Below are 24,669 nucleotides of genomic sequence, written 5' to 3'. Positions count from 1 at the left end.
GCCGCAACACGCCGAAGGCGGACCATCCGTCGGGATGGTCCGCCTTCGACTTCTGTGGAGCTAAGGAGAATTGAACTCCTGACCTCCTGCATGCCATGCAGGCGCTCTACCAACTGAGCTATAGCCCCTTGTTCTGTTGTTTCGCCCGGTTCCCCCGGCGACGACGTAAACATTACAGGGCGGAGGGCGCAGCACAAAATCGGTTTCGGCTCCGCACCGATTCGCCCGCTAATGTCGGTTTTCATGGCCATGATCGTGTCACCCTCAGCCCACCACAGGGTCCCGGTCGCGCTGGGCGTGTGCCTGGCGTCCTTCGCGGCCTTCTGGGCGGCTCAGCGGGCGGCGCACGTGTCCATGATCGATCTGATGGTCTACCGCGCCGAGGGAGCCACCGTGCGCGCCGGCGGCGACCTGTACGCGCTGCGCGCCACGGCCGCACACCTGCCCACCACCTACCCGCCGTTCGCCGCCCTGCTGTTCACCCCGCTGCCTCTGCTGGACACCGCGCTCCTGCGGGCGCTGGCGACGACCGGGAACCTCGCGCTGCTGGTGGTGTTCGTCCGGCTCTCGCTGAAACTCGTCGGCCACGCGCGCGTGGAGACCGCGTGGTGGGTCGCGGCGACGGCCGTGTGGTGCGAGCCGGTGTGGACGACCGTGCGCTACGGCCAGATCAACCTGCTGCTGGCAGTCCTGGTGCTGTGGGATCTGACCCGCCGCCCCGCCGGCGGGTTCGACCGCTGGACGGGGGTGGGCCTAGGGCTGGCCGCGGCCGTCAAGCTGACGCCCGCGCTGTTCCCGGTGTTCCTGCTGGCCACGGGCCTGGTGGCCCGCCTGAGGGGCGGTCACGGCGAGCCGTGGCTGCGGCACGCGCGCGGGGCGGCCGTCGCGTTCGCCGGGGCGACGCTGCTGGCGGCGGCCGTCCTGCCGTACGACTCCTGGCGGTTCTGGACGGAGATGCTGTTCCGCGCCGGCCGGGTCGGGCGTGCCGAGGACACCGCCAATCAAGCCCTGCGCGGCATCCTGGCCCGCCTACTGCACACACCCGAGCCGGGAGCCCTCTGGATGATCTGCGTGGCCACGACGGCCGTCCTGGGCCTCGCCGTGGCCGTCCGGGCGGAGTTGCTGGGGCAGCGGGCCTGGGCGGTGTGCGTCTGCGCGGTCACCGCCCTGCTGATCAGCCCGGTCTCCTGGACGCACCACTGGGTGTGGTGCGTGCCGCTGGTGCTGCTGCTGTGGACGCGCGGGCAGCGGACGGCGGCCCTGGGCACCCTGCTGGTGTTCTGCTCGTACGCCCCGTGGTGGGTGCCGCACGGGACCGGGCGGCCGGAACTGCACCAGTCGAGCACGGAGTTGACGCTGTCGGCCGTCTACGGGGGCGTCGGCGCGGTCTTCCTCGCGCTGGCCCGGACATCGTTGCCGAAGGCCGGGCCGGGCGGGCTCCGCGTCAAGCCGTGACGAACTGGTAGAACCTCTTGAGCGTGCAGTGCTCCTCCAGGAGGCGACCGTAGATCGGCTCGCCCTCCAGCTCCCGGTATGTCTCGATCGGGTCACCTTTTATGATCAGCGCCCGCGCGCATTCCTCGCACCAGTACTGGTAATCGGGATTGATCGGCTCCATGTCACGCACGATCGGGGTACCGCTCCCGCACCAGTCGCACTTTCGCCTGTGTGCACCCATCGATCAGCTCCAGCTGTGGCCGCAGGCCGTGCACACGTAGGAGATTCCGCCGTTGTCGCCGAGGACCTGCGCCACATGCGCGGAACCGCAGGAAGGGCAGCTCAGCCGGGTGGTCGTGTCCCGTATCAACGCCGCACCGAGGAGGTGGCCGACCTCCTCAAGGATGCTCGCAGGCATCGCTACTCCCTCCCGTCGGGCCGCGCCCCCTTCCGGCCGTTTGATTCTGCCACGACCGGACCGATACGGTCAGCGACGCCTCAGTACCAGTCCGGACACGGCTCCCGCCGCGGCCGTTGCGGCCAGCGCCCAGGCGACCACGGAGAACGCCTCCGCGGAGGGATACGCGCGCAGCGCCCCGAATGACTCAAGCCGGTTCAGGAACAGTGTGCCGAATGCCGCGACGCCGATCAGCTGACCGAGTTGCGCGACCGTCGCCAGCAGGCCGCTGGCGTCCGCCGCGTCCTCGGGTCGCACGGTGGCCAGGGCCCCGGTGAGCGTCGGGCTGAAGGCGAGCGCCAGCCCGGCACCCGTGCCCGCGTACCCCGCGTACAGGACCGCTCCCCCGTCACCGCCGCCGTGGAAGGCGAGCCCGACGACCGCGACGGACACCGCGGTGAGTGCGAACCCGGCCGGCACCAGGGTCCGCTGCCAGGCCGCCGGCCACTTCCGCCAGGTGAGGCTGACGGCGCCGAAGACGGCCGCGGTCGGCACGAAACCCAGTCCGGCCCGCAGGGCGCTGTGGCCGAGGCCGCCCTGGACGTGCAGGGTCAGCGCGAACAGGAAGCCAGCGTTGACCGACATCACGGCGAGGATGCGGAAGACGGCGAGACCGATGCCGGGATGCCGCAGTACGCGGGGCGCGATCAGGGGGGCGCCGCCACGCCGGGCCAGTCGGGACTCGTAGCCGCAGAACAGGGCGAACAGCACAGCGGCGGCGGCCAGCGACAGCCAGGCCCACAGCGGCCAGTCCTCCTCCTGCCCGAGCACCAGCGGCACCGTCAGCAACGACACGGCGGCGCCGAGCAGCACCAGTCCGGGCAGATCGAGCGCGCGGGAGCGCTCCCGACCGACCGCCGGGCCCAGCGGCAGGACCCGCCGGCCCAGCACGAGCAGCAGGGCGCCCACCGGCACGTTGACCAGAAACACCGGCCGCCAGCCGGTACCGAACAGGTCGGCGCTGACCAGCAGCCCGCCGGCGACCTGCCCGGCCGCCGCACCCACGGCCAGGACCGCCGAGTAGGCGCCCAGCGCCCGCGCCCGTGCCTCCCCGGTGAAGCCGCGCTGGATGAGGCTGAGCACCTGCGGGATCATCAGGGCCGAGCCCGCGCCCTGCACCAGCCGGAACACGATCAGCTCGGTCGAGCCCCACGCCAGCCCGCAGGCGAGCGAGGCCGCGGTGAACAGGGCCAGTCCGGCGAAGTGGACCCGGCCGTGGCCGAGCCGGTCGCCGAGCCGTGCCCCGGTGATCAGGAGCACGGAGTACGTGATGGTGTAGCCGGCGATGACCAGTTGCAGGTCGGCGCCGGAAGCGTGCAGGTCGGAACCGATCGTGGGGGCCGCGACGTTCACGATGAAGACGTCGAGAGCCGCCATGAACAGAGCGGCGAGCAGCACGCCGAGCAGCAGCCGGGGCCGATTGTCAGTGGCGGGTGCTTCACTGTCCGTGATGGGTGAGGCAGGCCGGCCGGCGGTCGGGGCGTCACTGTCGGTGGCAGGTGGTTCACTGTCCATGACGGGTGAGGCGGCCTGATCCACGGCCGTGACGTCACTGTCAGTGGCGAGTGCTTCACTGGTCGCAGGGTTCGGGACGGGGCCGGGGCCCGGACCGGTACGGGATGTCGTCGTCATGGCGTCGAGCGTGACGACGGGCCGGTACCGGTGCCGAGTGCCTGCCGATGCTGGTACTGCCAGCACCTGGCAGGGGCGGGACCGGGTGCCGACCATGAGACGGGGACGACGGGGAACGACGCGGGACGACGGGGGATGACGATGGGGACGAGGACACAGCGACGCAGGCCCGAACTGGCCGCCTTCCTGCGCAGCAGGCGGGCCCGGGTCACACCGGCCGACGTGGGGATGCCGCCGGGCCTGCGGCGGCGTACTCCCGGGCTGCGCCGGGAGGAGGTCGCCCAGCTCTCGGGCGTGGGCGTGACCTGGTACACGTGGCTGGAGCAGGGCCGGCCGATCAACGCCTCACCGCAGGTGCTGGACGCGGTCGCGCGGACGCTGCGGCTGGACCCGGCGGAGCGGGAGCACCTGTACCGGCTCGCGGAGGTCCCGTTCGAGCCGGCGCCCGAGGGACTGACCCGACGGATCAGCCCGGAGGTGCAGGGCATCGTCGACGCCCTCGACCCGATGCTGGCGACGGTCTACAACGCGCGGTACGACGTCCTGGCCACCAACGCCGCCTACCGGGACCTGTTCCTGGTCCCCAAGACGCTCGCGACCGGCGTGCCGAACGTGCTGTGGACGCTGTTCACGCTGCCGGACGAAGTCTGTCCGCTGGTGCACCGGGAGAAGGAGCTGCCGCGGATGGTGGCGACCCTGCGGTCGTCCTACGGCAGACACGTGGGCGAGCAGGCCTGGGAGGAGTACATACGCGGGCTGTCGGCGGCGAGCCCCTGGTTCGCCGAGCTGTGGGCGAGCGGTGAGGTGGTGCCTCCAGGGCCTCGGGTGAAGATGTTCCGCCACACGGCCGTGGGCGAGATGCGGATGACCTCGCAGTCACTGTCCATCGACGGGATGCCCGAGTGCCGGATCGTGGTCTACACGCCGGAGGACGAGGAGACGCGGGCGAAGATCGCGGTGCTGCGGGAGCGAAGGGAGCGGCTGTGGCCGCCGAGCACTGAAGAACTGGAGGCAGCCGCACGGAACTGAAGGCAGCCGGACGCAGAAAATCCCGTCCCCCTGTGGGGACGGGATCCTCATCACCGATCTTTGACAACTCAACAGAGTGTCGATCAGTGGAGCTAAGGAGAATTGAACTCCTGACCTCCTGCATGCCATGCAGGCGCTCTACCAACTGAGCTATAGCCCCTCACGTTCTTCCCGCTCGGCGGGGCGAACAAGAAGAACTTTAGCCTGTGACCTGCCAGAAAGTGAAATCCGGGGTCGGGGGCTCGGGACGGTCAGTCGTCGTCGCCGAGGACGGGCTCCGGGAGGGTGCCCGCGTTGTGCTCCAGCAGGCGCCAGCCACGGGCACCCTCGCCGAGCACGGACCAGCAGCAGTTGGAGAGCCCGCCGAGGCTCTCCCAGTGCCGGGCGTCCAGGCCGAGGAGTCGGCCGATGGTGGTGCGGATGGTGCCGCCGTGGCTGACGACGACGAGCGTGCCGTCCTCGGGCAGCTTCTCGGCGTGCCGCAGCACGACGGGGGCGGCGCGGTCGGCGACCTCGGTCTCCAGTTCGCCGCCGCCGCGGCGGACGGCCTCACCGCGCTTCCAGGCGGCGTACTCCTCGCCGTGGCGGGCGATGATCTCCTCGTGCGTCAGCCCCTGCCAGACGCCCGCGTAGGTCTCGCGCAGCCCCTCGTCGCGGGTGACGTCAAGGCCGGTGAGGGCGGCCAGCTCGGCGGCCGTGTGCGCGGCCCGCTGCAGGTCCGAGGAGACGATCGCGTCGGGCCTCAGGGACGCGAGCAGCCGGGCGGCGCGGCGGGCCTGGCCGATGCCCGTCTCGGTCAGCTCGACGTCCGTGGTGCCCTGGAAGCGGCGCTCCACGTTCCAGGAGGTCTGGCCGTGCCGCCACAGGATGATGCGGCGGCCCCGTCCCTTGCGGTCGGTCACCTCGCCGGTGGCGCTCATCACCAGGCCCCGCCCGGTTCCTGGTCGGCCTCGGCGGCCTGCGCCCTGGCGTGTTCCTCCGCCTTGCCTCGGGTGGCCTTGGCGTCGGCGGGCAGCTCCAGCTCGGGGCAGTCCTTCCACAGCCGCTCCAGGGCGTAGAAGACCCGCTCCTCGCTGTGCTGGACGTGGACGACGATGTCGACGTAGTCGAGCAGGATCCAGCGGGACTCCCGGTCGCCCTCGCGGCGGACCGGCTTGGCCCCGAGGTCCTTCAGGAGGCGCTCCTCGATCTCGTCGACGATGGCCTTGACCTGGCGGTCGTTCGGCGCGGACGCCAGCAGGAAGGCGTCCGTGATCGACAGCACGTCGCTCACGTCGTAGGCGATGACGTCGTGGGCGAGCTTGTCGGCCGCCGCCTGGGCGGCGGTGTTGATGAGCTCAAGGGAACGGTCGGTGGCGGTCACTACATGGCTTTCCGTCGGCGGTCTTTTGTCATCAAGGGTCTCACGGACCGCCCGGCGCACCCCACGTGATTACGGCATCACGTGGGGTGCCCCCGGCCGCGCCCCGGTTCGGAAGGCGGCTCCAGGGCAGGAAGAGGGCGGCTCGGGCTCAGGAGGAGGACGGCTCGTAGTCGCTGCCGAGGATCACCGAGACGTCGGCGCCGGAGGAGACGCTGCCCTTGGTGACGGAGCCGGCGGGCAGCCCGAGGGTCTTGGCGACCTCGGTGGCGTTCGCCTTGTCGGCGGCGTCCGCGTACAGCACCTTCGAGGCGGCCTGGGTACCGGAGGCGGTGCCGCCCTCCAGGAAGGTGAAGCCGCCGTTGAGGAGCACCACGCGCGCCTTCTCCGTGTCGTCCTTCACACCGGTGGCGTTCTGGACGGAGACCCGGACCGAGGAGCCGGCGTCGGGGCTCTTGGCAGTGCCGCCGAGGATGTCCTTCACCACGCTGTCGCTGGTCTGCGCGGTGAGGGTGCCGTCGGACTGCACGGGCAGCAGGGCGGTCCGGTAGTCGCCGCTCTTGGCGAGGTCGGCGAGCTTGGCGAGGAAGCCGCCGAGGTCCTTGTCGGTGAGCGGCGGGTCCAGGATCTGCGCGAGGGTCTGCACGGTGGTGGTGGCGGACGACGGGTCGGAGGACATCTTGCGCAGCACGCCCTGCATGACCTGGCCGAACCGCTCAAGCTGGGCGTTCTGGGACTCGCCGGCGGCGCGGTAGGTGGCGTAGGCGACGGCCATCTTGCCGCTGAGCGTCTGACCCCGGCCCTTGTGGACGAGCGGGGCGGTGCCCTTCTTCTTGGTGTCCGGGTCGGGCACGTCGGTGTTGGTGTCGATCTCGATGTTGCCGACGAGTTCGACGAGGTTCTGCAGGTAGGGCGTGTCGAGGCGCCAGGTGCCCTGGATGCTGGTGCCGAGGACCGTGTCGAGCTGGTCGCGGGTGCCGGAGGCGCCGTCGTCGTCCACGGACTTGGCGAGGGTCGTGGTGGAGCCGTCGTCGTCGGTCAGCGCGAGGGAGTTGGGCAGCAGAACCGTGGTGCCCTGCTTGGTGGTGGTGTTGTCGACCAGCAGCGCCGTGGAGGTGCCGCTCTTGCCGGTGTTGTGCAGGTGGACGACGATCACGTCGCGTTTCTGGGCGGTGACCGGCGTGGCGGTGCCGGTCTTGCCGTCGGACGACGACAGACCGGGCAGTTTCCCGGCGAACCAGAGGTAGCCGACACCGCCGACCGCGACGAGGGCCAGGACGACGAGAAGGGCGATGATCCGGCTGCGGGCGCGGCGGCGGGCCTCCTCGCGGCGCTCGGTGCGGTTCTCGGTGAACTTCAGCCAGTCGATGACGTCCTCGGAGTCGCCGTCGGGCTCCTCGACGAAGGCGAACTGCTCGGTGTGGTGGTCCTCTTCCGCCGTGGCGGGATCGGTGTCCCCCGGCGTCCGGGCGTCCGGCTGGACCGGGGTGCCCTCCGGGACGCGGATGTTCTCCGCGGGGCCGGCCTGCTGCGGGATGTAGGCGGTCTGCTCGGCGACCCGGGGCTGCTGTCCGCTGCTCGCCGCCTGCCCGTAGGGGTCGTAGCCCGTGGCCTCCTGGGTGCCGGTGGCGTACGGGTCGTACGGCGCCTGGGTGCCGTAGGGGTCGTAGGCGTGCGGCTGTTGGACCGGGCCGTAGGAGGGCGGCTGCGGCTGCCGGCCGGTGGCGTAGGGGTCGTAGCCGTAACCCTGCTGCTGGGCGTACGGGTCGTAGGCCGCCTGCTGGGACTGCGGGGCCTGCTGTGCCGGGACCTGCCCGTACACGGGCCGGCCGTACTCGTCGTAGCCGACGACTTCGTACGGGCCGCCTCCGTAGCCTGCGTCACCCGCGTCGTATCGGTCGTTCACCGGTGCCCCTCTCGGCTCACTCGCCGCGGTACAGCTCGCGCTTGTCGATGTAGCGCACGACTCCGTCCGGCACCATGTACCAGATGGGGTCTCCCTTGGCGACTCTCGCACGGCAGTCTGTGGACGAGATGGCGAGTGCGGGCACCTCGACGAGCGAGACTCCGCCTTCGGGCAGGCCCGGGTCGGTGAGGTTGTGGCCGGGGCGGGTGACGCCGATGAAGTGCGCGAGGGAGAACAGTTCCTCCGAGTCGCGCCAGGTCAGCAGTTGGGCGAGGGCGTCGGCGCCGGTGATGAAGAAGAGGTCGGTGTCGGGGTTGAGGGCGCGCAGGTCGCGCAGGGTGTCGACGGTGTAGGTGGGACCGCCTCGGTCGATGTCGATGCGGCTGACGGAGAACTGCGGGTTCTCCGCGGTCGCGATGACCGTCATCAGGTAGCGGTCCTCGGCCGGGGAGACCTTGCGGTGGGACTTCTGCCACGGCTGGCCGGTGGGGACGAACACCACCTCGTCCAGGTGGAACTGCGCGGCGACCTCGCTGGCCGCCACGAGGTGCCCGTGGTGGATCGGGTCGAACGTTCCGCCCATGACGCCGAGACGCCGTTTGCCCGTGTGGGCGGGGCCGTTGCCCGGTCCGTGCTGCGGGTGCTTCACCGTGTCGTCGGCGGTCTCGTGCGCCGGACCGGTAGGCATGTCCTGCTCTCCCATGCGTGCAGACCCTACCGGCCCGGCCTCGGACGTCCGGCCGGGGACGGGTTCCCCGCTCAGCGGTCGCGGTTGAAGCGCGTGGTGATCCACAGCAGCAGGAGCAGGATGAACAGGGCGCCGCCGCCGGTGAGGGCCGGGTTCAGGCTGTTGTGGTTTCCGCCGTGCTGCTCGCCCTCGGCGGCAAGGGTGACCAACTGGGCTGCTGCGCTGTGGAGGCTCATCTTCGGCAGGACCTATCGCGTGTGGGCGGAATAAAGATGTCGGCCCATCGTAAGCGGGCGGCCGTGCGGCGATCACGCCGACTCCGCCGTTGCGACCGGAGGGCGCCGGCGGCTCACGCGCGGCGGGGAGCGGTCGGTGCCCGGCGGCGGGGAACCTTCGCCGCCCGTCAGTCGTCCTTCCGCTTGTAGCCGCGCAGGAGGAACCAGGCGGTCAGTACGCAGCCGAGGACCATCACGATCAGCACGACGCGGAGCAGGTTCCCTGACCCGTGCTGCTGGACGGCGCTCGTGGCGGCCTCGGTCAGCCAGGCGGCTGCGGGGTGGTGCTCCATGACGTGGACTCCTTCGGGTGTACTGCCCGTCCAAGGTATCTCCGCCTAGGCTGGGCCCCGCCTCGGGGGCACAGTGGGCACTCACACGCACATGGGGGAAGACATGTCCGACGACGGCCACCAGCACACGGGGCACGAGCGGGTGCCGAGCAGGCAGCGCAGACGCTTCCCGGGGATCTCCACGCGCGCGTACGAGCACCCCGCCGACCGCTCGGCCCTGGTCGCGCTGCGCAAGCTGAGCGGGTTCGACACCGTCTTCAAGGCGCTCAGCGGGCTGCTGCCGGAGCGGAGCCTCAGGCTGCTGTTCCTGTCCGACTCGGTGCGGGTCTCCGAGCGGCAGTTCTCGCACCTGCACGACATGCTGCTGGACGCCTGTTACATCCTGGACCTGCAGAAGGTTCCGCCGATGTACGTCACGCAGGACCCGCAGCCGACCGCGATGTGCATCGGCCTGGACGAGCCGATCATCGTGGTCAGCACGGGGCTGGTGGAGCTGCTCGACGAGGAGGAGATGCGGGCGGTCGTCGGGCACGAGGTGGGGCACGCGCTGTCCGGGCACTCGGTGTACCGCACCATCCTGCTGTTCCTGACGAGCCTCGCGCTGAAGGTCGCCTGGATCCCGCTGGGCAACCTGGCGATCATGGCGATCGTCACGGCGCTGCGGGAGTGGTTCCGCAAGTCGGAGCTGTCCGCCGACCGGGCGGGCCTGCTGGTGGGCCAGGACGTCCGGGCCTCGATGCGGGGGCTGATGAAGATAGCGGGCGGCAACCATCTGCACGAGATGAACGTGGACGCGTTCCTGGAGCAGGCCGAGGAGTACGACTCCGGGGGCGATCTGCGCGACTCGGTGCTGAAGATCCTGAACGTGCTGCCCCGCTCGCATCCCTTCACCACCGTGCGGGCCGCCGAGCTGAAGAAGTGGGCCGAGTCCCGGGACTACCAGCGGATCATGGACGGGCACTACCCCCGGCGCAGCGAGGACGGGGACGCCTCCGTCAGCGACTCCTTCCGCGAGTCGGCGGCCAGCTACGCGAGCGATGTGAAGACCTCCAAGGACCCGCTGATGAAGCTGGTCACGGACCTCGCGGGCGGCGCGGGCGACCTGGGCGGCCGGGTCCGGCGGGGCTTCGACGGCTTCCGGAGCCCGCCGCCGGCCAAGGGGGACGCCCCGGGCGGCGGCGAGGAGTAGCCGCCAGGCCGGCGGAGGGGGCCACGGCCTTCGGCGCGGCGCCGTTTCCCCTCCGCGCCCCTCACACCTTCGGCTGGGCCCCGGTGGCCAGCGTCCCGCACAGGGCCGTGGCGCTGTCCGTCTCGTAGGGATTGGTGCCCGCGGGGCCGCCCGACCGGGCCGTCTGGCCGGCCAGGAGGGGACGCAGGTAGGCCGAGGCGTCCTCGGCGCAGGCGAGGGGGCCCGCCTGGACGTAGGACGTGACCAGCTGGACCTGGTGGGTGCGCAGGTCGTCGCGGTCGAAGCGGAAGGTCACTTCGCGGCGGACCGTGAAGAGGGAGGCGGGGGCGTCGGCGGCGGCGCCGATGGGGCGCAGGGCGTAGACGAAGGTGTGGTCGGCGGTGACCTCCAGGGTCGCCGAGTCGGCTTCGGCCGCGTGCAGGCTGCCGAACACGCGGATCCTGCCGTCGGCGAGCTGGGCGCGGGCGGGGTCGATGCGGACCACCCAGCCCGTGGCCGCGTGCCGGCCGTCAGCCGCCGGGTGGTCGAAGCTCTGGTCGAACTGGGCGAGCTGGTCGGAGTCGATCAGGGCGCGGGCGGGGCTGACCTCGCGGCCGCTGAGCACCTCGGGGTAGAGCGAGGAGCGGACGATGTAGTCCTTGGCGGTGGTGAGGGCGGTCACCACCTGGCTGTCGGAGAAGTGGGCGGTGCCGCGCGAGGCCGGCAGGGGGATGCCCTCGGCGCCGGTCTCGTACGGGGCGGCGGGGCTGTGCGCGTAGAGCCTCTCGGGGTCCGTGGCGCCGGGCACCTTGCCCTGGGGGGCGAGCGGGATGACGGTCATCCTGAGGGATTCCACGGGCCGCCGGGTCTGCGGGGAGCCGTAGGGGTGGCGGACGCCCATGTAGATCGCGGTGGCGAAGGCGACGGCGATCAGCAGGACCAGGACGAGGACCTGCCGGGTGAGGCCCCGGTGCAGGGGCGGGCGGCGGCGGACGGCGGGGGCGTGGTCGGCCATCCGCTCCTCGGCGGAGAACTCCTGGAGGCGGGCAGCACGGACGAACGACTCGTCGAAGACGACGGATCGGTATTCGTCCTCCGCACCGCCGGGGCCGCCCTCGGGTGTCCCCTCCGGTGGGTCTCCAGGCCCGCCCATACCTTCAGAGTAGGTCTCGTGAGCCCCGGGTAAACGCCCCGCCGGACGACAACTTCTGACAGGTTCTCACCAAGCTCGGGCGGGGCGCTCAGGGGGAGGGCGGAATGGCCGAGACGGCCGGCCGGGAGCGGTCGGTGGCGGAGCCGGGGGCGGACGCGCTGCCCTGTTCGAGGCCGGTGGAGGCGGGGGCGGGAACGCGGTCGCGGGTGCCCGAGGAGCCGCCCCGGTAGACGGCGGCGAAGGCCAGGGCGACCATGCCGATGCCCATCACGACGGCGAGGACCCAGGCCACGGGCCGGTGCCAGCGGACCTGCTTGCCGTAGGCACCGAAGGGGCCGTGGTGGTCGCCGAGGCCGTAGGTGTCGTCCAGCTCGTCATCGTCGTGATCCCGGCCGAATACGGTGCCCTCGGGGCCGTAGCCGTCGTCGTAGCGCTCGCCTCGGGCGCGGGCGCGGCGGGCCTCGGCCTCGGATGCCTCTGCTCTGGCCTGGGCCGCGGCCAGAAGGCGCTCCACGGCGGTCGGCTCGTGGAAGGTGGCCGCCTGTACGAAGGCCTCGTCGAAGACCACGGAGGCGAACTCTTCGTCCGACACCCCGTGGTCGTGGTCGTCGTCGGGCTCCCAGCCGTCAGGGAACGGCGTGCCCCCCACGTCCTCCGGCACGTGTCCAGAGTAGACCTGGGGGGTCAATTTGGGCAGACGGTACGGAAATTCGTCTGCCTGGTGAGACGCCTTCGGGGCCGGGCCGCAGGACGGGCGCGGGACGGGGCTCGGGACAGCGGCCCGCGGCCGGACGGGTGATCCTCAGCGGCGGACGTGTCCGTCGCCGGTGACGATGTACTTGGTGCTGGTCAGCTCCGGCAGGCCCATGGGGCCGCGGGCGTGCAGCTTCTGGGTGGAGATGCCGATCTCGGCGCCGAAGCCGAACTGGCCGCCGTCGGTGAAGCGGGTGGAGGCGTTCACGGCGACAGTGGTGGAGTCGACCAGCTGGGTGAAGCGGCGGGCGGCCTGCTGGGAGGTGGTGACGATGGCCTCGGTGTGCCCGGAGGTCCACAGCCGGATGTGCTCGACGGCCTTGTCCAGGGAGTCCACCACCGCGGCGGCGATGTCGTACGACAGGTACTCCGTCTCCCAGTCCTCGGTGGTCGCCTCGACCACGGTGGCCGTGGAGTCCTTGGCGTAGGCCATGACCCGCTCGTCGGCGTGGACGGTGACGCCGGCCTCGGCGAGGGCGTCCAGGGCGCGCGGCAGGAACTCGGCGGCGATGTCCTGGTGGACCAGGAGGGTCTCGGCGGCGTTGCAGACGCTGACCCGCTGGGCCTTGGAGTTGATCAGGATCTCGACGGCCGTGTCGATGTCGGCCTGGGCGTCGACGTAGACGTGGCAGTTGCCGGTGCCGGTCTCGATCACGGGGACCGTGGACTCGTTGACCACGGTCTGGATCAGGGAGGCTCCGCCGCGCGGGATGAGGACGTCGACCAGGCCGCGGGCGCGCATCAGCTCGCGGACGGAGTCGCGGCTCTCGCCGGGCACCAGCTGCACGGCGTCGGCGGGCAGCCCGGCGCCGCCGACGGCGTCGCGGAGCACCCGGACGAGGGCGGAGTTGGACTCGTAGGCGGAGGCCGAGCCACGCAGGAGGACCGCGTTGCCGGACTTGAGGCAGAGGGCGGCGGCGTCCACGGTGACGTTCGGGCGGGCCTCGTAGATGATGCCGACGACACCGAGCGGGACACGGACCTGGCGCAGGTCGATGCCGTTGGGGAGGGTGGAGCCCCGGACGACCTCGCCGACCGGGTCGGGCAGCTTCGCGACGTCGCGGACGTCGGAGGCGATGGCGCGGACCCGCTCCGGGGTGAGGGTGAGCCGGTCGACGATGGCCTCGCTGGTGCCGTTCTCCCGGGCCTTGGCCACGTCCTTGGCGTTGGCCTCGACGATCTCGGCGGTCCGGACCTCCAGGGCGTCGGCGATGGCGAGCAGCGCGTCGTCCTTCACGGCGCGCGGGAGCGGCGCGAGGTCGGCGGCGGCGGCCTTGGCCCGGTAGGCGGCCTGGGTGACCGGGGACATCGAGTCGTACGGCGAGAGCGTGGTCATGAGGGAAGGGTAGTGCGCGGGGCCCGGCGGTTCAGCGGTCGTCCCACACCCCGAGACACCCCAAAAGGGGTGAACCTTCCTGGGCGGGGGAACGGCCGGACCGCTCGCTCCGGCGCGGTGCACCCACGTGGCACCCGCTCAGCCGACAGCCGATCCGGGCTCCCCGCACCCGAGCGGCCCCACCGCACCAGCCCCGCCCCGGCCCGCCCCGCTCAGAACGGGTGCACCCCCACCGGTGTCGCCGGGGCGGGGCCGTAGCCCTCGGCGATGCGGTGGTGGTAGGTCTCGCGGTCGATGACCTCCAGGCCGACGATCTCCCAGGGCGGCAGGCCGGCGCTCTGCCGGTGCTCGCCCCACAGGCGCAGCGCCACGGCGGCGGCGTCGTGCAGGTCGCGGGCCTCTTCCCAGTACCGGATCTCGGCGTGGTCGGTCGCGTATCTGCTGGTCAGCAGGAAGGGATGGTCGTGGGCGAGCTGTTCCAGGGCCCGCCGCAGTTCGGGCAGCGGGACCTTCTCCCCGGAGACGCTGAGGGTGACGTGCCACAGCCTGGGCAGGTCCTTGGGCTCCTCATAGGTGTCCCCGGCCGCGACGCTCGTCAGAGCACCACGGGACGCCGCCCCCGGGCGCACTCGTCTCACGACGGCCTCCTTCACGCATGGCTCGCACGGCTCACGTGGCTCGCACGGCTCGCATGCTCGTATGGCTCGCTCGGCCCCTTGACGGAACCCGTCCCTTCAACATGTCCCCCAGACAAAGTTGAGCAGGCCGCAGGGCTCCGCGTGGCGGTTTTACGGAACGTCCCCCACCGGGGGCGTCCCACAGGCCCCGTTTCACGGGCCTTCCGCGGGCCTCAGGGGTGCAGGAGGACCAGGTCGTCCCTGTGTACGACCTCGCGTTCGTACGCCGGGCCCAGCTCACGTGCCAGCTCGCGGGTCGAACGCCCGATCAGCCGGGGGATCTCCTTGGCGTCGAAGTTGACGAGTCCCCGGCCCACGGCGCGGCCCGTGGTGTCCCGCAGCTCGACGGGGTCGCCCGCGCTGAACTCGCCCTCGACGGCGGCGATCCCGGCGGGCAGCAGCGAGGTGCGCCGCTTGACGACCGCGTCCACCGCGCCGTCGTCCAGGATCAGGGCGCCCTGCGGGGTGGAGGCGTGCTGGAGCCAGAGGAGCCGCTCGGCGGAGCGCTTGCCGGTGGCGTGGAAATAGGTGCCGGTGTCGCCGCCGGCCAGGGCCTCGGCCGCGTGGACAGCGCTGGTCAGCACCACCGGGATGCCGGCGGCGGCGGCGATCCGGGCGGCCTCCACCTTGGTGACCATGCCGCCGGTGCCGACGCCGGCCTTGCCCGCGCTGCCGATCTCGACGCCGGCGAGGTCCTCCGGGCCCTTCACCTCCGCGATCCGGGAGGTGCCGGGCCTGCTGGGGTCGCCGTCGTAGACGCCGTCGACGTCGGAGAGGAGGACCAGCAGGTCGGCGTGGACGAGGTGGGCGACGAGGGCGGCGAGGCGGTCGTTGTCGCCGAAGCGGATCTCGTCGGTGGCGACGGTGTCGTTCTCGTTGACGACCGGGAAGGCACCCATCGCGAGCAGCTGGTCGAGGGTGCGGGAGGCGTTTCGGTGATGGGCGCGGCGGCTCATGTCGTCGCTGGTGAGCAGGACTTGGCCGACGCGGACGCCGTAGCGGGCGAAGGAGGCGGTGTAGCGGGCGACGAGCAGGCCCTGGCCGACGCTGGCGGCGGCCTGCTGGCGCGCGAGGTCCTTGGGGCGGCGGCGCAGACCGAGCGGGGCGAGGCCGGCGGCGATGGCGCCGGAGGAGACCAGCACGATCTCCTTCTCGCCACCGCTGCGGATCTTGGCGAGGACGTCGACCAGCGCGTCGACGCGGTCGGCGTCCAGGCCACCCGCGGCGGTGGTCAGCGAGGAGGAGCCCACCTTGACGACGATCCTGCGGGCCTCGCCCACGGCCTGCCTTGCCCTTGCCACCTGCGGTCCGTCTCCTTCACGTGCGCGTCCGGCACCGTGCTTCCCGGCGTCCTCAATCTACGGGAAGCCGGGCACGGCGTGCCCGCGCTGCTCAACCGCCGGACAGTCCCGGGCGGGGACCCGCCGGTGTCACCCCGACGAGGCACCTCCCCGTGGACGGCCGCCCAGCCTGGATCGCCCTGGTCCTCGGAGACGCCACGTCACCTCCGGCCGGTCCGGCGACGCCGTCGAAGCCCTCGCGGGTGCCGTCAGCGCCGGCACCGGGGCCGCCCTGGCCGAGTGCCGCCCGCGCGCCGCCCTCCGGCCGTACGGCACCACCTCGTCCAGGGTCCCGGCCCGGCCCCACCCCAACTGGCCCGTCCGCACGCCGGCTTCGGCCGGTGGCGGAGAGGGCGGAACGGCCGCGTTCGCGGCGGTCTGCGACCATGGACCCCATGCGGAGAAGAGGTTCGGCACGGGCAGGGTTGGGCGGGGTTCTCGGTGGGCTGCTGGTGATGTCGGTCGCGGCGTGCGGTACTTCGGGCCACGGGAGTACCGCCCAGCGGGACCGGTCCGACGACGACACGCAGCCGCGGAAGACGGCCCTCAAGCGCGTACCCGGCATCGGGGACCGGCTGTGGCGGCAGGTACCGGCCGACTCCCGTCAGGTGGTCGCGGTGTACGGCGCGGGGAAGAACTCCCCCGACTCCACCGTCGCCCTCTTCACCAAGCACGGCGCCGTCTGGAAGCAGGAACGCTCCTGGGCGGCGCACAACGGGCGGAAGGGCTGGACGACGGACCATCACGAGGGTGATCTGCGCAGTCCTGTGGGGGTGTTCACGCTCAGCGACGCGGGTGGCGTCCTCGCCGCACCGGGGACCAGGCTGCCGTACACCCGGTCCTCCGCCTTCCAGGCGCCCCACTACTGGAAGAAGTCGTACTGGCACGACTTCGACTACGTCATAGCCATCGACTACAACCGCGTCAAGGGCACCGCGCCCAACGACCCGACGAGGCCGCAGGGCCAGTCGAAGGGCGGCAGCATCTGGCTGCACATGGACCACGGCAGCGGCACTTCGGCGTGCGTGAGCCAGTCCGAGTCGGCGATGCGGTACCTGCTGCGCACCCTCGATCCCCGGCTGCACCCTGTCGTGGTGATGGGAGACAGGACGGACCTCAAGGCCTGAGGGAACACCAGGAGTGTGCGCCCGGAATTCCGACGGAAGCCGGGCTTCGGCCGGCAGCCCGGATCTGTGGCCGGCCGCACTTCCGTATGCCTCTGCGGATTCCGGCGCATCGTGAATACCGGGATCGATTTCACCATTTCCGGCACGTACCCGGCCTCCACCTGACTGCGCGGGCTGCGGCAGCCACCCCGCCTCCCGGCCGGCACCCGGTGCGGTCCGTACCACCGGACGGTCCTGGTCCAGCCCTCACCGGGGCCATCCGTGACCCTTGCCACACCCCGGCCGACCAGCCACGGCCGGGCATACGGTAGAACCATCCGCACAGAGACGTACGATACGCTTCTACAAACGTTAACCTCGCACTCCTTGTGCCTCTCGCGTCCCGCCACCGTACGCCCGGCTGCGGGGCGCGTTCGAGTCTGAGCGACAGTCCAGGAGCCCCAAGCATGCCCGTTGAGAATGGAAACGCTTCGCCGAAAATAAGCGTTGTCGTCCCAGTCTACAAAGTTCAGGGGTACCTGCGTGCATGCCTGGATTCCATACTCAGCCAGTCCTTCGAGAATTTCGAGATCGTCGCCATCGACGACCACTCCCCCGATGCCTGCGGCCGCATACTGGATGAGTACGCCGCCCTGGACAGCCGCGTCATACCCGTGCACTTCGAGGAGAACCGGGGCATCGGAAAGGCGCGGGACGCCGGCGCCCTGAAGTCGCGCGGCGAGTACATCCTGTTCCTGGACAGTGACGACACCCTCGCCGAGGGCGCGTTGCAGGCGATAGCCGACCGTCTCGAGGTCACGGGCAACCCCGACATCCTGCTGCTCAACCACGTCCGCACCTACTGGAACAACCGTGTTCAGGCGAGTGCGGCCGGCGAAATGCTCGCCGGCGCGGGGACGGACGTCTTCACGGCCCTGGAGCGCCCCGAGTTCCTCACCATGTTCGCCGTGGTCTGGAACCGCGCTTACCGCCGTGAGTTCTACGTCGGCAACAACTTCATCTTCACCGACGGCATTTACGAAGACGCGCTCATGGTCTACAAGACCATGCTGACCGCGGAGCGCATCGCCGCCACCGACCACGTGTGCGTCGAGTACCGACAGCGTCGCCAGGGCAACTCCATGCGCACGCCTGGCCGCAAGCACTTCGGGATCTTCGAGCAGTACACGCGGCTCTTCGAGTTCCTCGACGAGCGCCCCCACCTGGAGCCGGTACGGGCGCTGCTGTTCGAGCGCGCGGCCAGCCACTTCCTGTTCACCCTGGCCCGTGAGGACCGCATCGTCCCCAAGGACCGCGCCGAGTTCTTCAAGCTGGCGGCCGCGCACTACAAGCGTTTCAAGCCGAAGGGCTTCGTCCTGCCGGAGGGCTCGCAGGGCGTCAGGTTCCAGCTGCTGGAGCGGGGTTCCTACACGGCGTACGCGGCGGTGACGGCCGCCACCAAGACCCGCCGCCAGGTGATCAAGCGGGCCACCAAGGTCAAGACCAAGCTCGGCAAGACCGCCTACAACCGCCTCTACCAGCTGCACCTGCGACGCCCCGTCGACGAGAAGCTGGCTGTCTACTCGGCCTACTGGAACCGTGGCGTCGCCTGCAACCCCGCGGCCATCTACCAGAAGGCGAAAGAACTCGCTCCCGACGTCCACGGCGTCTGGATCGTGCGGCGTGACGCGGTGGAGACCGTCCCCGAGGGCGTGGACTACGTCGTGGCGAACTCACCGCGGTACTGGGAGGTCATGGCGCGTGCCAAGTACCTCGTCAACAACGTCAACTTCCCGAACAACTTCGTCAAGCGCCCGGAGCAGGTCCACCTGCAGACCCACCACGGCACCCCCCTCAAGCAGATGGGGATCGACCAGCAGCGGTACCCCGCGGCCGCCAAGAACATGAGCTTCGCCAAGATGCTGGAGCGGGCCGACAAGTGGGACCTCAGCCTGACCTCCAACCAGCACTCCACGGAGATCTGGGAGCGGGTGTACCCCTGCGCGTTCGAGGCGGTCGAGTACGGCTACCCGCGCAACGACGTCTTCTTCCGGGCCACCGGTGAGGACGTCCTGCGGATCCGCGCCGAACTCGGCATCGAGGAGGGCAAGACGGCCATCCTCTACTGCCCGACGGTGCGCGACTACCAGAAGGGCTACGTGCCCCGTATCGACCTGGAGCGGTTCTGCCGCGAGCTGGGCCCCGACTACGTCGTACTCGTGCGCACCCACTACTTCTACGGCGCCGACCCCCAGCTGCAGGCGCTGCAGGACCGCGGTCTGATCAAGGACGTGTCGAGGTATCCGGTGGTGGAGGACCTCTGCCTGGCCGCCGACGCGCTGATCACCGACTACTCCTCCATCATGTTCGACTACGCGTGCCTCGACCGCCCGATCGTCACCTACGCGGACGACTGGGAGGTCTACCGGCGGGCTCGCGGCGTCTACTTCGACATTCTCTCGGGCAAGCCGGGCGAGACGCCGGGCGCGACGGCGACCAGCGAGGAAGAGCTGATCGAGGTCTTCCGTTCCGGCGCCTGGAACAGCGACAAGGCCGCCGAGCTGCGCGCCGCGTTCCGCGAGCGGTTCGTGCAGTTCGACGACGGGAACGCGGCGGAGCGTGTGGTGCGCCACCTGTTCCTCGGTCAGGATGCCGCCCCCGCGGTGGTGCCCCTGCACGAGCGCACTCCGGCGCCCGCACCCTCCACCCTCGCCAAGGCACGCATCCCGCTGCAGCCGACCGGCGAGCGCGGCCTCATCGGCGCCTGACACACGGAAAGAGAGAAGAGCACCACATGGCTTCCCGCCCCACCATCTCCAAGGCTGTCATTCCCGCAGCCGGCCTCGGCACCCGGTTCCTGCCGGCCACCAAAGCCACTCCCAAGGAGATGCTGCCGGTCGTGGACAAGCCGGCGATCCAGTACGTGGTCGAGGAGGCCGTGTCGGCGGGGCTCGACGACGTCCTCATGATCACCGGGCGCAACAAGCGCCCCCTTGAGGACCACTTCGACCGCAACTACGAGCTGGAATCGGCGCTGGAGAAGAAGGGCGACGCCGAACGGCTCGCGAAGGTGCAGGAGTCCAGCGACCTGGCCACCATGCACTACGTGCGCCAGGGCGACCCCAGGGGCCTCGGGCACGCCGTGCTGTGCGCCGCCCCGCACGTCGGCCACGAGCCCTTCGCCGTCCTCCTCGGTGACGACCTGATCGACCCGCGGGACCCGCTGCTCGCGCGCATGATCGAGGTCCAGGAGCAGCACGGCGGCAGCGTCGTCGCCCTGATGGAGGTCGCGCCCGAGCAGATCCACCTCTACGGCTGCGCGGCCGTGGAGGCCACCGCCGACGGTGACGTGGTCAAGGTGACCGGACTGGTCGAGAAGCCCGACCCGGCGGACGCCCCCTCGAACTACGCGATCATCGGCCGCTACGTCCTCGACCCGCACGTCTTCGACATACTGCGCAAGACCGAGCCGGGCCGCGGCGGCGAGATCCAGCTCACCGACGCCCTCCAGCAGCTCGCGCAGGACGAGAAGGTCGGCGGCCCGGTGCACGGCGTCGTCTTCAAGGGCCGCCGCTATGACACCGGTGACCGCGGCGACTACCTGCGTGCCATTGTCAGACTCGCGTGCGAACGTGAAGACCTGGGCCCGGACTTCCGGACCTGGCTCCGCGGTTACGTCGGCCAGGAGCTGACGGACGACAACGCCTGACACCGGGACGGGGCAACGCGAGAGGGCGGGCGGAGGAAAACCTCCGGCCCGCCCTCTCGCGTTGCCGCCGCCCTGCCGGTGGGCTAGAACGGCTCGAAGTCGTCGAACTCCCGGCTGGCTTCGTCCCGTTCGGCCTGGCGGTCCCGGCGGCGCTGTGCCGCGGGCCGGGGCGCGTCGAAGCGGTGGTCCTCGCCGCGGCGGCCGAGCATCTCCGCGCCGGCCATGGCCGTCGGCTCCCAGTCGAAGACGACCGCGTTCTCCTCCGGACCGATGGCGACGCCGTCACCCGCGCGGGCACCCGCCTTCATCAACTGCTCCTCCACACCGAGGCGGTTGAGCCGGTCGGCGAGATAGCCGACGGCCTCGTCGTTGTTGAAGTCGGTCTGGCGGACCCAGCGTTCGGGCTTCTCGCCGCGCACCCGGAACAGCGGCTCGCCGCCGATCTCCTCACGGGTGACGGTGAAGCCCGCGTCGTCCACGGCCTTGGGCCGGATGACGATCCGGGTCGCCTCCTCCTTCGGCTTGGCGGCACGCGCGCCCGCCACCAGCTCACCGAGGGCGAAGGTCAGCTCCCGCAGGCCGATGTGCGCCACCGCCGACACCTCGAAGACGCGGTAGCCGCGGGCCTCCAGGTCGGGGCGGACCATCTCGGCGAGGTCCTTGCCGTCCGGCACGTCCACCTTGTTCAGGACGACGATGCGGGGCCGGTCGCCCAGGCCGCCGTACTGCCGCAGCTCCTCCTCGATGACGTCGAGGTCGGAGGCGGGGTCACGGTCGGACTCCAGGGTCGCGGTGTCCAGCACGTGCACCAGCACGCTGCACCGCTCCACGTGCCGCAGGAACTCAAGGCCCAGGCCGCGGCCCTGGCTGGCGCCGGGGATGAGACCGGGCACGTCGGCGATGGTGTAGACGGTGGAACCTGCGGTCACCACGCCCAGGTTCGGGACCAGCGTGGTGAACGGATAGTCGGCGATCTTCGGCTTCGCCGCGCTCAGCACGGAGATCAGCGAGGACTTGCCGGCGCTCGGATATCCGACGAGGGCCACGTCCGCGACGGTCTTCAGCTCCAGGACGATGTCCTGGACATCACCGGGCTCGCCGAGCAGGGCGAAGCCGGGCGCCTTGCGGCGGGCGGAGGCCAGCGCCGCGTTGCCGAGGCCGCCACGGCCGCCCTGCGCGGCGATGTACGAGGTGCCGTGGCCGACCAGGTCGGCGAGCACGTTGCCCGCCTTGTCCAGCACGACCGTGCCGTCCGGCACGGGCAGGACCAGGTCCTGGCCGTCCTTGCCGGAGCGGTTGCCGCCCTCGCCGGGCTTGCCGTTGGTGGCCTTGCGGTGCGGGGAGTGGTGGTAGTCGAGCAGCGTCGTGACCGACTGGTCGACCGTCAGGATGACGTCACCGCCCCGGCCGCCGTTGCCGCCGTCGGGGCCGCCGAGCGGCTTGAACTTCTCACGGTGGACGGAGGCACAGCCGTGGCCTCCGTTACCCGCGGCGACGTGCAGTTCGACGCGGTCCACGAAGGTGGTCATGGTTCAGTGCCTCCAGAAGGAACGTCCGGGTATGTCTTGTGGGTAACACGCGAAAGGCGGACCCGCCTTCCCGACCGGGAAGTGAGGTCCGCCTCGCGAAAGCTTCCGATCAGCCGACTCAGGCGACCGGAACGATGTTCACGACCTTGCGGCCACGGTGGGTGCCGAACTGCACCGAACCGGCCTGCAGGGCGAACAGCGTGTCGTCGCCGCCACGGCCGACGCCCGCGCCGGGGTGGAAGTGGGTGCCGCGCTGGCGGACCAGGATCTCACCCGCGTTCACGACCTGACCGCCGAAGCGCTTCACGCCGAGCCGCTGGGCATTGGAGTCGCGACCGTTCCGGGTGGACGATGCGCCCTTCTTGTGTGCCATTTCTCCTCAGTCCCTTACTTCGCAGCCGCGGGGATCGACGTGACCTTGATCGCCGTGTACTGCTGGCGGTGGCCCTGCCGACGGCGGTAGCCGGTCTTGTTCTTGTAGCGCAGAATGTCGATCTTCTGGCCCTTGTGGTGGTCCACGACCTCGGCCTGGACCTTGATGCCGGCCAGCACCCACGGGTCGCTGGTCACGGAGTCGCCGTCGACAACGAGCAGGGTCGAGAGCTCGACCGTGTCGCCAACCTTGGCAGTGGAAATCTTGTCAACCTCAACGATGTCGCCGACAGCAACCTTGTGCTGGCGACCACCGCTGCGCACGATGGCGTACACGCGGATCTCACTTTCGCTCGAAGAAACGGCACCCCCGCAGGCCAGTCGCCCGGGAAAACCACGGACGACCTCTCCCGGCCAACCGTGTGCCCGGGAGGAAGAGGTTTACGGGGATGTGGCGTGTTCAGTGGACACGCCGACGGTCAAGGTTACGGGCCCGGACCGTAGGGGTCAAACCGGGCCCCGGCTCAGCCGGCGACCGCGGCCACGTAGGCGGCGTACGCCTTCCCGATGCCCTCCGGGGACAGCTCCAGGTGCTCCAGGATCGTGTAGCGGCCGGGCCGGGTCTGCGGCGCGAACTCCACGGCGCGCACGAACTCGTCGTCACGGAACCCGATCTCCTCCGCCACCACCGGCAGCCCGTGCCGCCGGAGCGACTCGGCCATCAGCAGGGCGCGCTCGGTGTCGCCCCGCAGGTGCATGGCGAAGGCGGCGCCCAGTCCCACCTGCTCGCCATGGCTCGCCGCCCGCTTGGGGTAGAGCAGGTCGAGCGCGTGGCTGATCTCGTGGCAGGCGCCGGAGGACGGGCGGGTGTGCCCGGCGATCGACATGGCGATGCCCGACAGCACCAGCCCCTCGGACAGCACGGTCAGGAACTCGTCCTCGCCGCATCCGCCCGGGTGCCGCAGCACGGCCTCACCCGCCTGGCGTGCCATGGCGGCGGCCAGGCCGTCGATCTGCTCCCCGTTGACGCGGTTGGCCAGTTCCCAGTCCGCGACCGCGGAGATGTTGGACAGGGCGTCACCGATGCCGGACCGCACGAACCGCATCGGCGCCTCGCGGATGACGTCCAGGTCGATGAGGAGGGCGATGGGGGTCGGCACGCCGTAGGAGCCACGGCCGGCGTCGTTGTCCAGGATGGAGACGGGCGAGCAGATCCCGTCGTGGGAGAGGTTGGTGGCGACGGCGACCATGGGCAGACCGACGCGCGCCGCGGTGTACTTCGCGCAGTCGATGACCTTGCCGCCGCCGAGACCGACCACCGCGTCGTAGTGACCCGACTTCATCTCGTCGGCCAGCCGGACCGCGTCGTCCAGGGTGCCGCCGCCCACCTCGTACCAGACCGCCCCGGGCAGCGAGGGCGCGAGGCGTTCGCGCAGCCGGGCCCCGGAGCCGCCGCTGACGGCGACGGCGAGCCGCCCGGAGTGCGAGATCCGCTGATCGGCCAGGACACTCGCCAGGTCGTCGAGGGCACCCGCGCGGATGTCCACCACGACCGGCGAGGGGATGAGCCGGGTCAGTACTGGCACGCGATCACCCGTCCGCGGGCGAGGTCGTCGTGGTTGTCGATCTCGACCCAGCTCACGTCGCCGATCGGCGCCACGTCGACCTTGAAGCCGCGGTCGACCAGCTCCTGGTAGCCGTCCTCGTAGTACAGCTGCGGGTCACGCTCGAACGTCGCCCGCAGCGCGTCGGCCAGCTCCTCGGCCGCGTCGCCCTCGATCAGGGTGACGCCGATGTACTCGCCGGTGGCCTCGGCCGGGTCCATCAGCTTGGTGATCCGCCGCACGCCCTTCTCGGGGTCCACGACGACCTTCATCTCCTCGTCGGCCAGGCTCTTCACCGTGTCCAGGGCGAGGATGATCTTCTTGCCGTCGCCGCGCGCGGCGAGGAGGGTCTTCTCGACGGAGACCGGGTGCACGGTGTCGCCGTTGGCGAGGATCACGCCGTCCTTCAGGGCGTCACGGCCGCACCACAGGGAGTAGGCGTTGTTCCACTCCTCGGCCTTGTCGTTGTCGATCAGGGTGAGCTTCAGGCCGTACTTCTGCTCCAGGGCCGCCTTGCGCTCGTACACGGCCTCCTTGCGGTAGCCGACGATGATCCCGACCTCGGTGAGCCCCACCTCGGCGAAGTTCCCCAGGGTCAGGTCCAGGACCGTCAGCGACTCCTCCGCGCCCTCGGGACCCACCGGCACCAGAGCCTTGGGCAGGGTGTCGGTGTAGGGGCGCAGACGGCGCCCGGCGCCGGCCGCCAGAACGAGGCCTATCATCGCGGTTTCTCTCCTTTGTTTCAGCTGTGCCGAGGCACTGTACGTCTTGACTCGGCTCCGGCGCCCCGAGGAGAACTCGCTCCAAGGCCCCGACAAGGGGTGTGGCCCTGCCCGAAGGGACAG

25 protein-coding genes and 2 tRNA genes are annotated in these 24,669 nt (G+C 70.9%); 6 read left to right on the top strand and 21 right to left on the bottom strand.

Annotation, left to right across the window (positions count from 1 at the left end):
* Window positions 1–55: 55 nt before the first annotated feature.
* Window positions 56–128, bottom strand: a tRNA-Ala gene (locus ACH4LD_RS02365).
* 115 nt (window positions 129–243) lie between these two features.
* Here ACH4LD_RS02365 and ACH4LD_RS02360 point away from each other — a divergent pair.
* Window positions 244–1,455: a glycosyltransferase 87 family protein gene (locus ACH4LD_RS02360; protein WP_398053311.1), complete on the top strand. Its 1,212-nt coding sequence runs from the start codon at window positions 244–246 to the stop codon at window positions 1,453–1,455.
* On the opposite strand, the gene ACH4LD_RS02355 is transcribed toward ACH4LD_RS02360, so the two are convergent.
* From ACH4LD_RS02355 to ACH4LD_RS02345, 3 genes are all read right to left on the bottom strand, one after another.
* Entirely contained in the window at window positions 1,445–1,678 is a 234-nt protein-coding gene (locus tag ACH4LD_RS02355) for a hypothetical protein (RefSeq protein WP_030653820.1), read from the bottom strand. The two genes, ACH4LD_RS02360 and ACH4LD_RS02355, sit on opposite strands and share 11 nt — an antisense overlap.
* Before the next feature lie 3 nt (window positions 1,679–1,681).
* Window positions 1,682–1,855: a hypothetical protein gene (locus tag ACH4LD_RS02350; RefSeq protein WP_014672673.1), complete on the bottom strand. Its 174-nt coding sequence runs from the start codon at window positions 1,853–1,855 to the stop codon at window positions 1,682–1,684.
* A 69-nt stretch (window positions 1,856–1,924) separates the two neighbouring features.
* Window positions 1,925–3,289 carry an MFS transporter gene (locus tag ACH4LD_RS02345; RefSeq protein WP_398053599.1) on the bottom strand — a complete coding sequence of 455 codons (1,365 nt, stop codon included), beginning with the start codon at window positions 3,287–3,289 and terminating at the stop codon, window positions 1,925–1,927.
* A gap of 372 nt (window positions 3,290–3,661) precedes the next feature.
* On the opposite strand from ACH4LD_RS02345, the gene ACH4LD_RS02340 reads away from it, so the two are divergent.
* On the top strand, window positions 3,662–4,555 hold the full coding sequence (locus ACH4LD_RS02340) for a helix-turn-helix transcriptional regulator (protein WP_398053310.1): 894 nt from the start codon (window positions 3,662–3,664) through the stop codon (window positions 4,553–4,555).
* A gap of 87 nt (window positions 4,556–4,642) precedes the next feature.
* Here the strand turns inward: ACH4LD_RS02340 and ACH4LD_RS02335 are convergent.
* The 7 genes from ACH4LD_RS02335 to ACH4LD_RS02305 form a co-directional block, all read right to left on the bottom strand.
* Window positions 4,643–4,715, bottom strand: a tRNA-Ala gene (locus ACH4LD_RS02335).
* 91 nt (window positions 4,716–4,806) lie between these two features.
* Entirely contained in the window at window positions 4,807–5,475 is a 669-nt protein-coding gene (locus ACH4LD_RS02330) for a histidine phosphatase family protein (RefSeq protein WP_398053309.1), read from the bottom strand.
* Complete coding sequence (gene rsfS, locus ACH4LD_RS02325) at window positions 5,475–5,918, bottom strand: ribosome silencing factor (protein WP_014672675.1); 444 nt, start codon at window positions 5,916–5,918, stop codon at window positions 5,475–5,477. The genes ACH4LD_RS02330 and rsfS overlap by 1 nt, the downstream gene beginning before the upstream one ends.
* Window positions 5,919–6,066: 148 nt before the next feature.
* On the bottom strand, window positions 6,067–7,821 hold the full coding sequence (locus ACH4LD_RS02320) for a LytR C-terminal domain-containing protein (RefSeq protein WP_398053308.1): 1,755 nt from the start codon (window positions 7,819–7,821) through the stop codon (window positions 6,067–6,069).
* A 16-nt stretch (window positions 7,822–7,837) separates the two neighbouring features.
* Window positions 7,838–8,524: a nicotinate-nucleotide adenylyltransferase gene (gene nadD / locus ACH4LD_RS02315; protein ID WP_030990853.1), complete on the bottom strand. Its 687-nt coding sequence runs from the start codon at window positions 8,522–8,524 to the stop codon at window positions 7,838–7,840.
* 56 nt (window positions 8,525–8,580) lie between these two features.
* Complete coding sequence (locus ACH4LD_RS02310; RefSeq protein ID WP_165951521.1) at window positions 8,581–8,745, bottom strand: hypothetical protein; 165 nt, start codon at window positions 8,743–8,745, stop codon at window positions 8,581–8,583.
* Window positions 8,746–8,912: 167 nt separating this feature from the next.
* On the bottom strand, window positions 8,913–9,077 hold the full coding sequence (locus ACH4LD_RS02305; RefSeq protein ID WP_132783503.1) for a hypothetical protein: 165 nt from the start codon (window positions 9,075–9,077) through the stop codon (window positions 8,913–8,915).
* A 103-nt stretch (window positions 9,078–9,180) separates the two neighbouring features.
* Between ACH4LD_RS02305 and ACH4LD_RS02300 the strand changes: the two genes are divergently transcribed.
* Window positions 9,181–10,266: a M48 family metallopeptidase gene (locus ACH4LD_RS02300; RefSeq protein ID WP_398053307.1), complete on the top strand. Its 1,086-nt coding sequence runs from the start codon at window positions 9,181–9,183 to the stop codon at window positions 10,264–10,266.
* Window positions 10,267–10,327: 61 nt separating this feature from the next.
* Here the strand turns inward: ACH4LD_RS02300 and ACH4LD_RS02295 are convergent, their stop codons facing one another.
* The 5 genes from ACH4LD_RS02295 to proB all read right to left on the bottom strand — a co-directional run bounded on the left by ACH4LD_RS02295 (window position 10,328) and on the right by proB (window position 15,444).
* On the bottom strand, window positions 10,328–11,398 hold the full coding sequence (locus ACH4LD_RS02295) for a hypothetical protein (RefSeq protein WP_398053306.1): 1,071 nt from the start codon (window positions 11,396–11,398) through the stop codon (window positions 10,328–10,330).
* 88 nt (window positions 11,399–11,486) lie between these two features.
* Window positions 11,487–12,086, bottom strand: a complete 600-nt coding sequence (locus tag ACH4LD_RS02290; protein WP_398053305.1) for a hypothetical protein — start codon at window positions 12,084–12,086, stop codon at window positions 11,487–11,489.
* 114 nt (window positions 12,087–12,200) lie between these two features.
* Complete coding sequence (locus tag ACH4LD_RS02285; protein WP_398053303.1) at window positions 12,201–13,487, bottom strand: glutamate-5-semialdehyde dehydrogenase; 1,287 nt, start codon at window positions 13,485–13,487, stop codon at window positions 12,201–12,203.
* 212 nt (window positions 13,488–13,699) lie between these two features.
* Window positions 13,700–14,125, bottom strand: coding sequence for a hypothetical protein (locus tag ACH4LD_RS02280; RefSeq protein ID WP_103810746.1), 426 nt, complete (start codon window positions 14,123–14,125; stop codon window positions 13,700–13,702).
* Between the two features lie 212 nt (window positions 14,126–14,337).
* The gene (proB, locus tag ACH4LD_RS02275) at window positions 14,338–15,444 is read right to left on the bottom strand and encodes a glutamate 5-kinase (protein WP_398053598.1); all 1,107 of its coding nucleotides are present in this window, start codon (window positions 15,442–15,444) and stop codon (window positions 14,338–14,340) included.
* A gap of 455 nt (window positions 15,445–15,899) precedes the next feature.
* Between proB and ACH4LD_RS02270 the strand changes: the two genes are divergently transcribed.
* From ACH4LD_RS02270 to galU, 3 genes are all read left to right on the top strand, one after another.
* On the top strand, window positions 15,900–16,631 hold the full coding sequence (locus ACH4LD_RS02270) for a hypothetical protein (RefSeq protein WP_398053302.1): 732 nt from the start codon (window positions 15,900–15,902) through the stop codon (window positions 16,629–16,631).
* 446 nt (window positions 16,632–17,077) lie between these two features.
* On the top strand, window positions 17,078–19,378 hold the full coding sequence (locus ACH4LD_RS02265; protein WP_398053301.1) for a CDP-glycerol glycerophosphotransferase family protein: 2,301 nt from the start codon (window positions 17,078–17,080) through the stop codon (window positions 19,376–19,378).
* A gap of 26 nt (window positions 19,379–19,404) precedes the next feature.
* On the top strand, window positions 19,405–20,319 hold the full coding sequence (gene galU / locus ACH4LD_RS02260) for a UTP--glucose-1-phosphate uridylyltransferase GalU (protein WP_398106153.1): 915 nt from the start codon (window positions 19,405–19,407) through the stop codon (window positions 20,317–20,319).
* Between the two features lie 83 nt (window positions 20,320–20,402).
* Here galU and obgE read toward each other — a convergent pair whose 3' ends face one another.
* The 5 genes from obgE to ACH4LD_RS02235 all read right to left on the bottom strand — a co-directional run bounded on the left by obgE (window position 20,403) and on the right by ACH4LD_RS02235 (window position 24,546).
* Window positions 20,403–21,848, bottom strand: coding sequence for a GTPase ObgE (obgE, locus tag ACH4LD_RS02255; RefSeq protein WP_398053298.1), 1,446 nt, complete (start codon window positions 21,846–21,848; stop codon window positions 20,403–20,405).
* A 118-nt stretch (window positions 21,849–21,966) separates the two neighbouring features.
* Window positions 21,967–22,221: a 50S ribosomal protein L27 gene (rpmA, locus tag ACH4LD_RS02250; RefSeq protein ID WP_010041940.1), complete on the bottom strand. Its 255-nt coding sequence runs from the start codon at window positions 22,219–22,221 to the stop codon at window positions 21,967–21,969.
* A 14-nt stretch (window positions 22,222–22,235) separates the two neighbouring features.
* Entirely contained in the window at window positions 22,236–22,556 is a 321-nt protein-coding gene (gene rplU, locus ACH4LD_RS02245) for a 50S ribosomal protein L21 (RefSeq protein ID WP_030653874.1), read from the bottom strand.
* A 188-nt stretch (window positions 22,557–22,744) separates the two neighbouring features.
* Window positions 22,745–23,806: an iron-containing alcohol dehydrogenase family protein gene (locus tag ACH4LD_RS02240; RefSeq protein WP_165951520.1), complete on the bottom strand. Its 1,062-nt coding sequence runs from the start codon at window positions 23,804–23,806 to the stop codon at window positions 22,745–22,747.
* On the bottom strand, window positions 23,794–24,546 hold the full coding sequence (locus ACH4LD_RS02235) for a sugar phosphate nucleotidyltransferase (RefSeq protein WP_398053297.1): 753 nt from the start codon (window positions 24,544–24,546) through the stop codon (window positions 23,794–23,796). Before ACH4LD_RS02235 ends, ACH4LD_RS02240 begins: the two co-directional genes overlap by 13 nt.
* Window positions 24,547–24,669: the final 123 nt, after the last annotated feature.

The organism is Streptomyces sp. NPDC017676 (assembly GCF_044329325.1).
Classification (GTDB): Bacteria; Actinomycetota; Actinomycetes; order Streptomycetales; family Streptomycetaceae; genus Streptomyces.
Note: the sequence above shows the minus strand (reverse complement) of the source record. Positions and strands in the feature narration are given on the sequence as shown.

Bases quoted from the DNA above. Each gene is read 5' to 3' on its own strand.
- ACH4LD_RS02360 (WP_398053311.1), top strand. From the start codon at position 244: ATGGCCATGATCGTGTCACCCTCAGCCCACCACAGGGTCCCGGTCGCG.
- ACH4LD_RS02355 (WP_030653820.1), bottom strand. From the start codon at position 1,678: ATGGGTGCACACAGGCGAAAGTGCGACTGGTGCGGGAGCGGTACCCCG.
- ACH4LD_RS02350 (WP_014672673.1), bottom strand. From the start codon at position 1,855: ATGCCTGCGAGCATCCTTGAGGAGGTCGGCCACCTCCTCGGTGCGGCG.
- ACH4LD_RS02340 (WP_398053310.1), top strand. From the start codon at position 3,662: ATGACGATGGGGACGAGGACACAGCGACGCAGGCCCGAACTGGCCGCC.
- ACH4LD_RS02330 (WP_398053309.1), bottom strand. From the start codon at position 5,475: ATGAGCGCCACCGGCGAGGTGACCGACCGCAAGGGACGGGGCCGCCGC.
- nadD (WP_030990853.1), bottom strand. From the start codon at position 8,524: ATGGGAGAGCAGGACATGCCTACCGGTCCGGCGCACGAGACCGCCGAC.
- ACH4LD_RS02310 (WP_165951521.1), bottom strand. From the start codon at position 8,745: ATGAGCCTCCACAGCGCAGCAGCCCAGTTGGTCACCCTTGCCGCCGAG.
- ACH4LD_RS02305 (WP_132783503.1), bottom strand. From the start codon at position 9,077: ATGGAGCACCACCCCGCAGCCGCCTGGCTGACCGAGGCCGCCACGAGC.
- ACH4LD_RS02300 (WP_398053307.1), top strand. From the start codon at position 9,181: ATGTCCGACGACGGCCACCAGCACACGGGGCACGAGCGGGTGCCGAGC.
- ACH4LD_RS02295 (WP_398053306.1), bottom strand. From the start codon at position 11,398: ATGGGCGGGCCTGGAGACCCACCGGAGGGGACACCCGAGGGCGGCCCC.
- ACH4LD_RS02285 (WP_398053303.1), bottom strand. From the start codon at position 13,487: ATGACCACGCTCTCGCCGTACGACTCGATGTCCCCGGTCACCCAGGCC.
- ACH4LD_RS02270 (WP_398053302.1), top strand. From the start codon at position 15,900: ATGCGGAGAAGAGGTTCGGCACGGGCAGGGTTGGGCGGGGTTCTCGGT.
- ACH4LD_RS02265 (WP_398053301.1), top strand. From the start codon at position 17,078: ATGCCCGTTGAGAATGGAAACGCTTCGCCGAAAATAAGCGTTGTCGTC.
- galU (WP_398106153.1), top strand. From the start codon at position 19,405: ATGGCTTCCCGCCCCACCATCTCCAAGGCTGTCATTCCCGCAGCCGGC.
- obgE (WP_398053298.1), bottom strand. From the start codon at position 21,848: ATGACCACCTTCGTGGACCGCGTCGAACTGCACGTCGCCGCGGGTAAC.
- rpmA (WP_010041940.1), bottom strand. From the start codon at position 22,221: ATGGCACACAAGAAGGGCGCATCGTCCACCCGGAACGGTCGCGACTCC.
- ACH4LD_RS02235 (WP_398053297.1), bottom strand. From the start codon at position 24,546: ATGATAGGCCTCGTTCTGGCGGCCGGCGCCGGGCGCCGTCTGCGCCCC.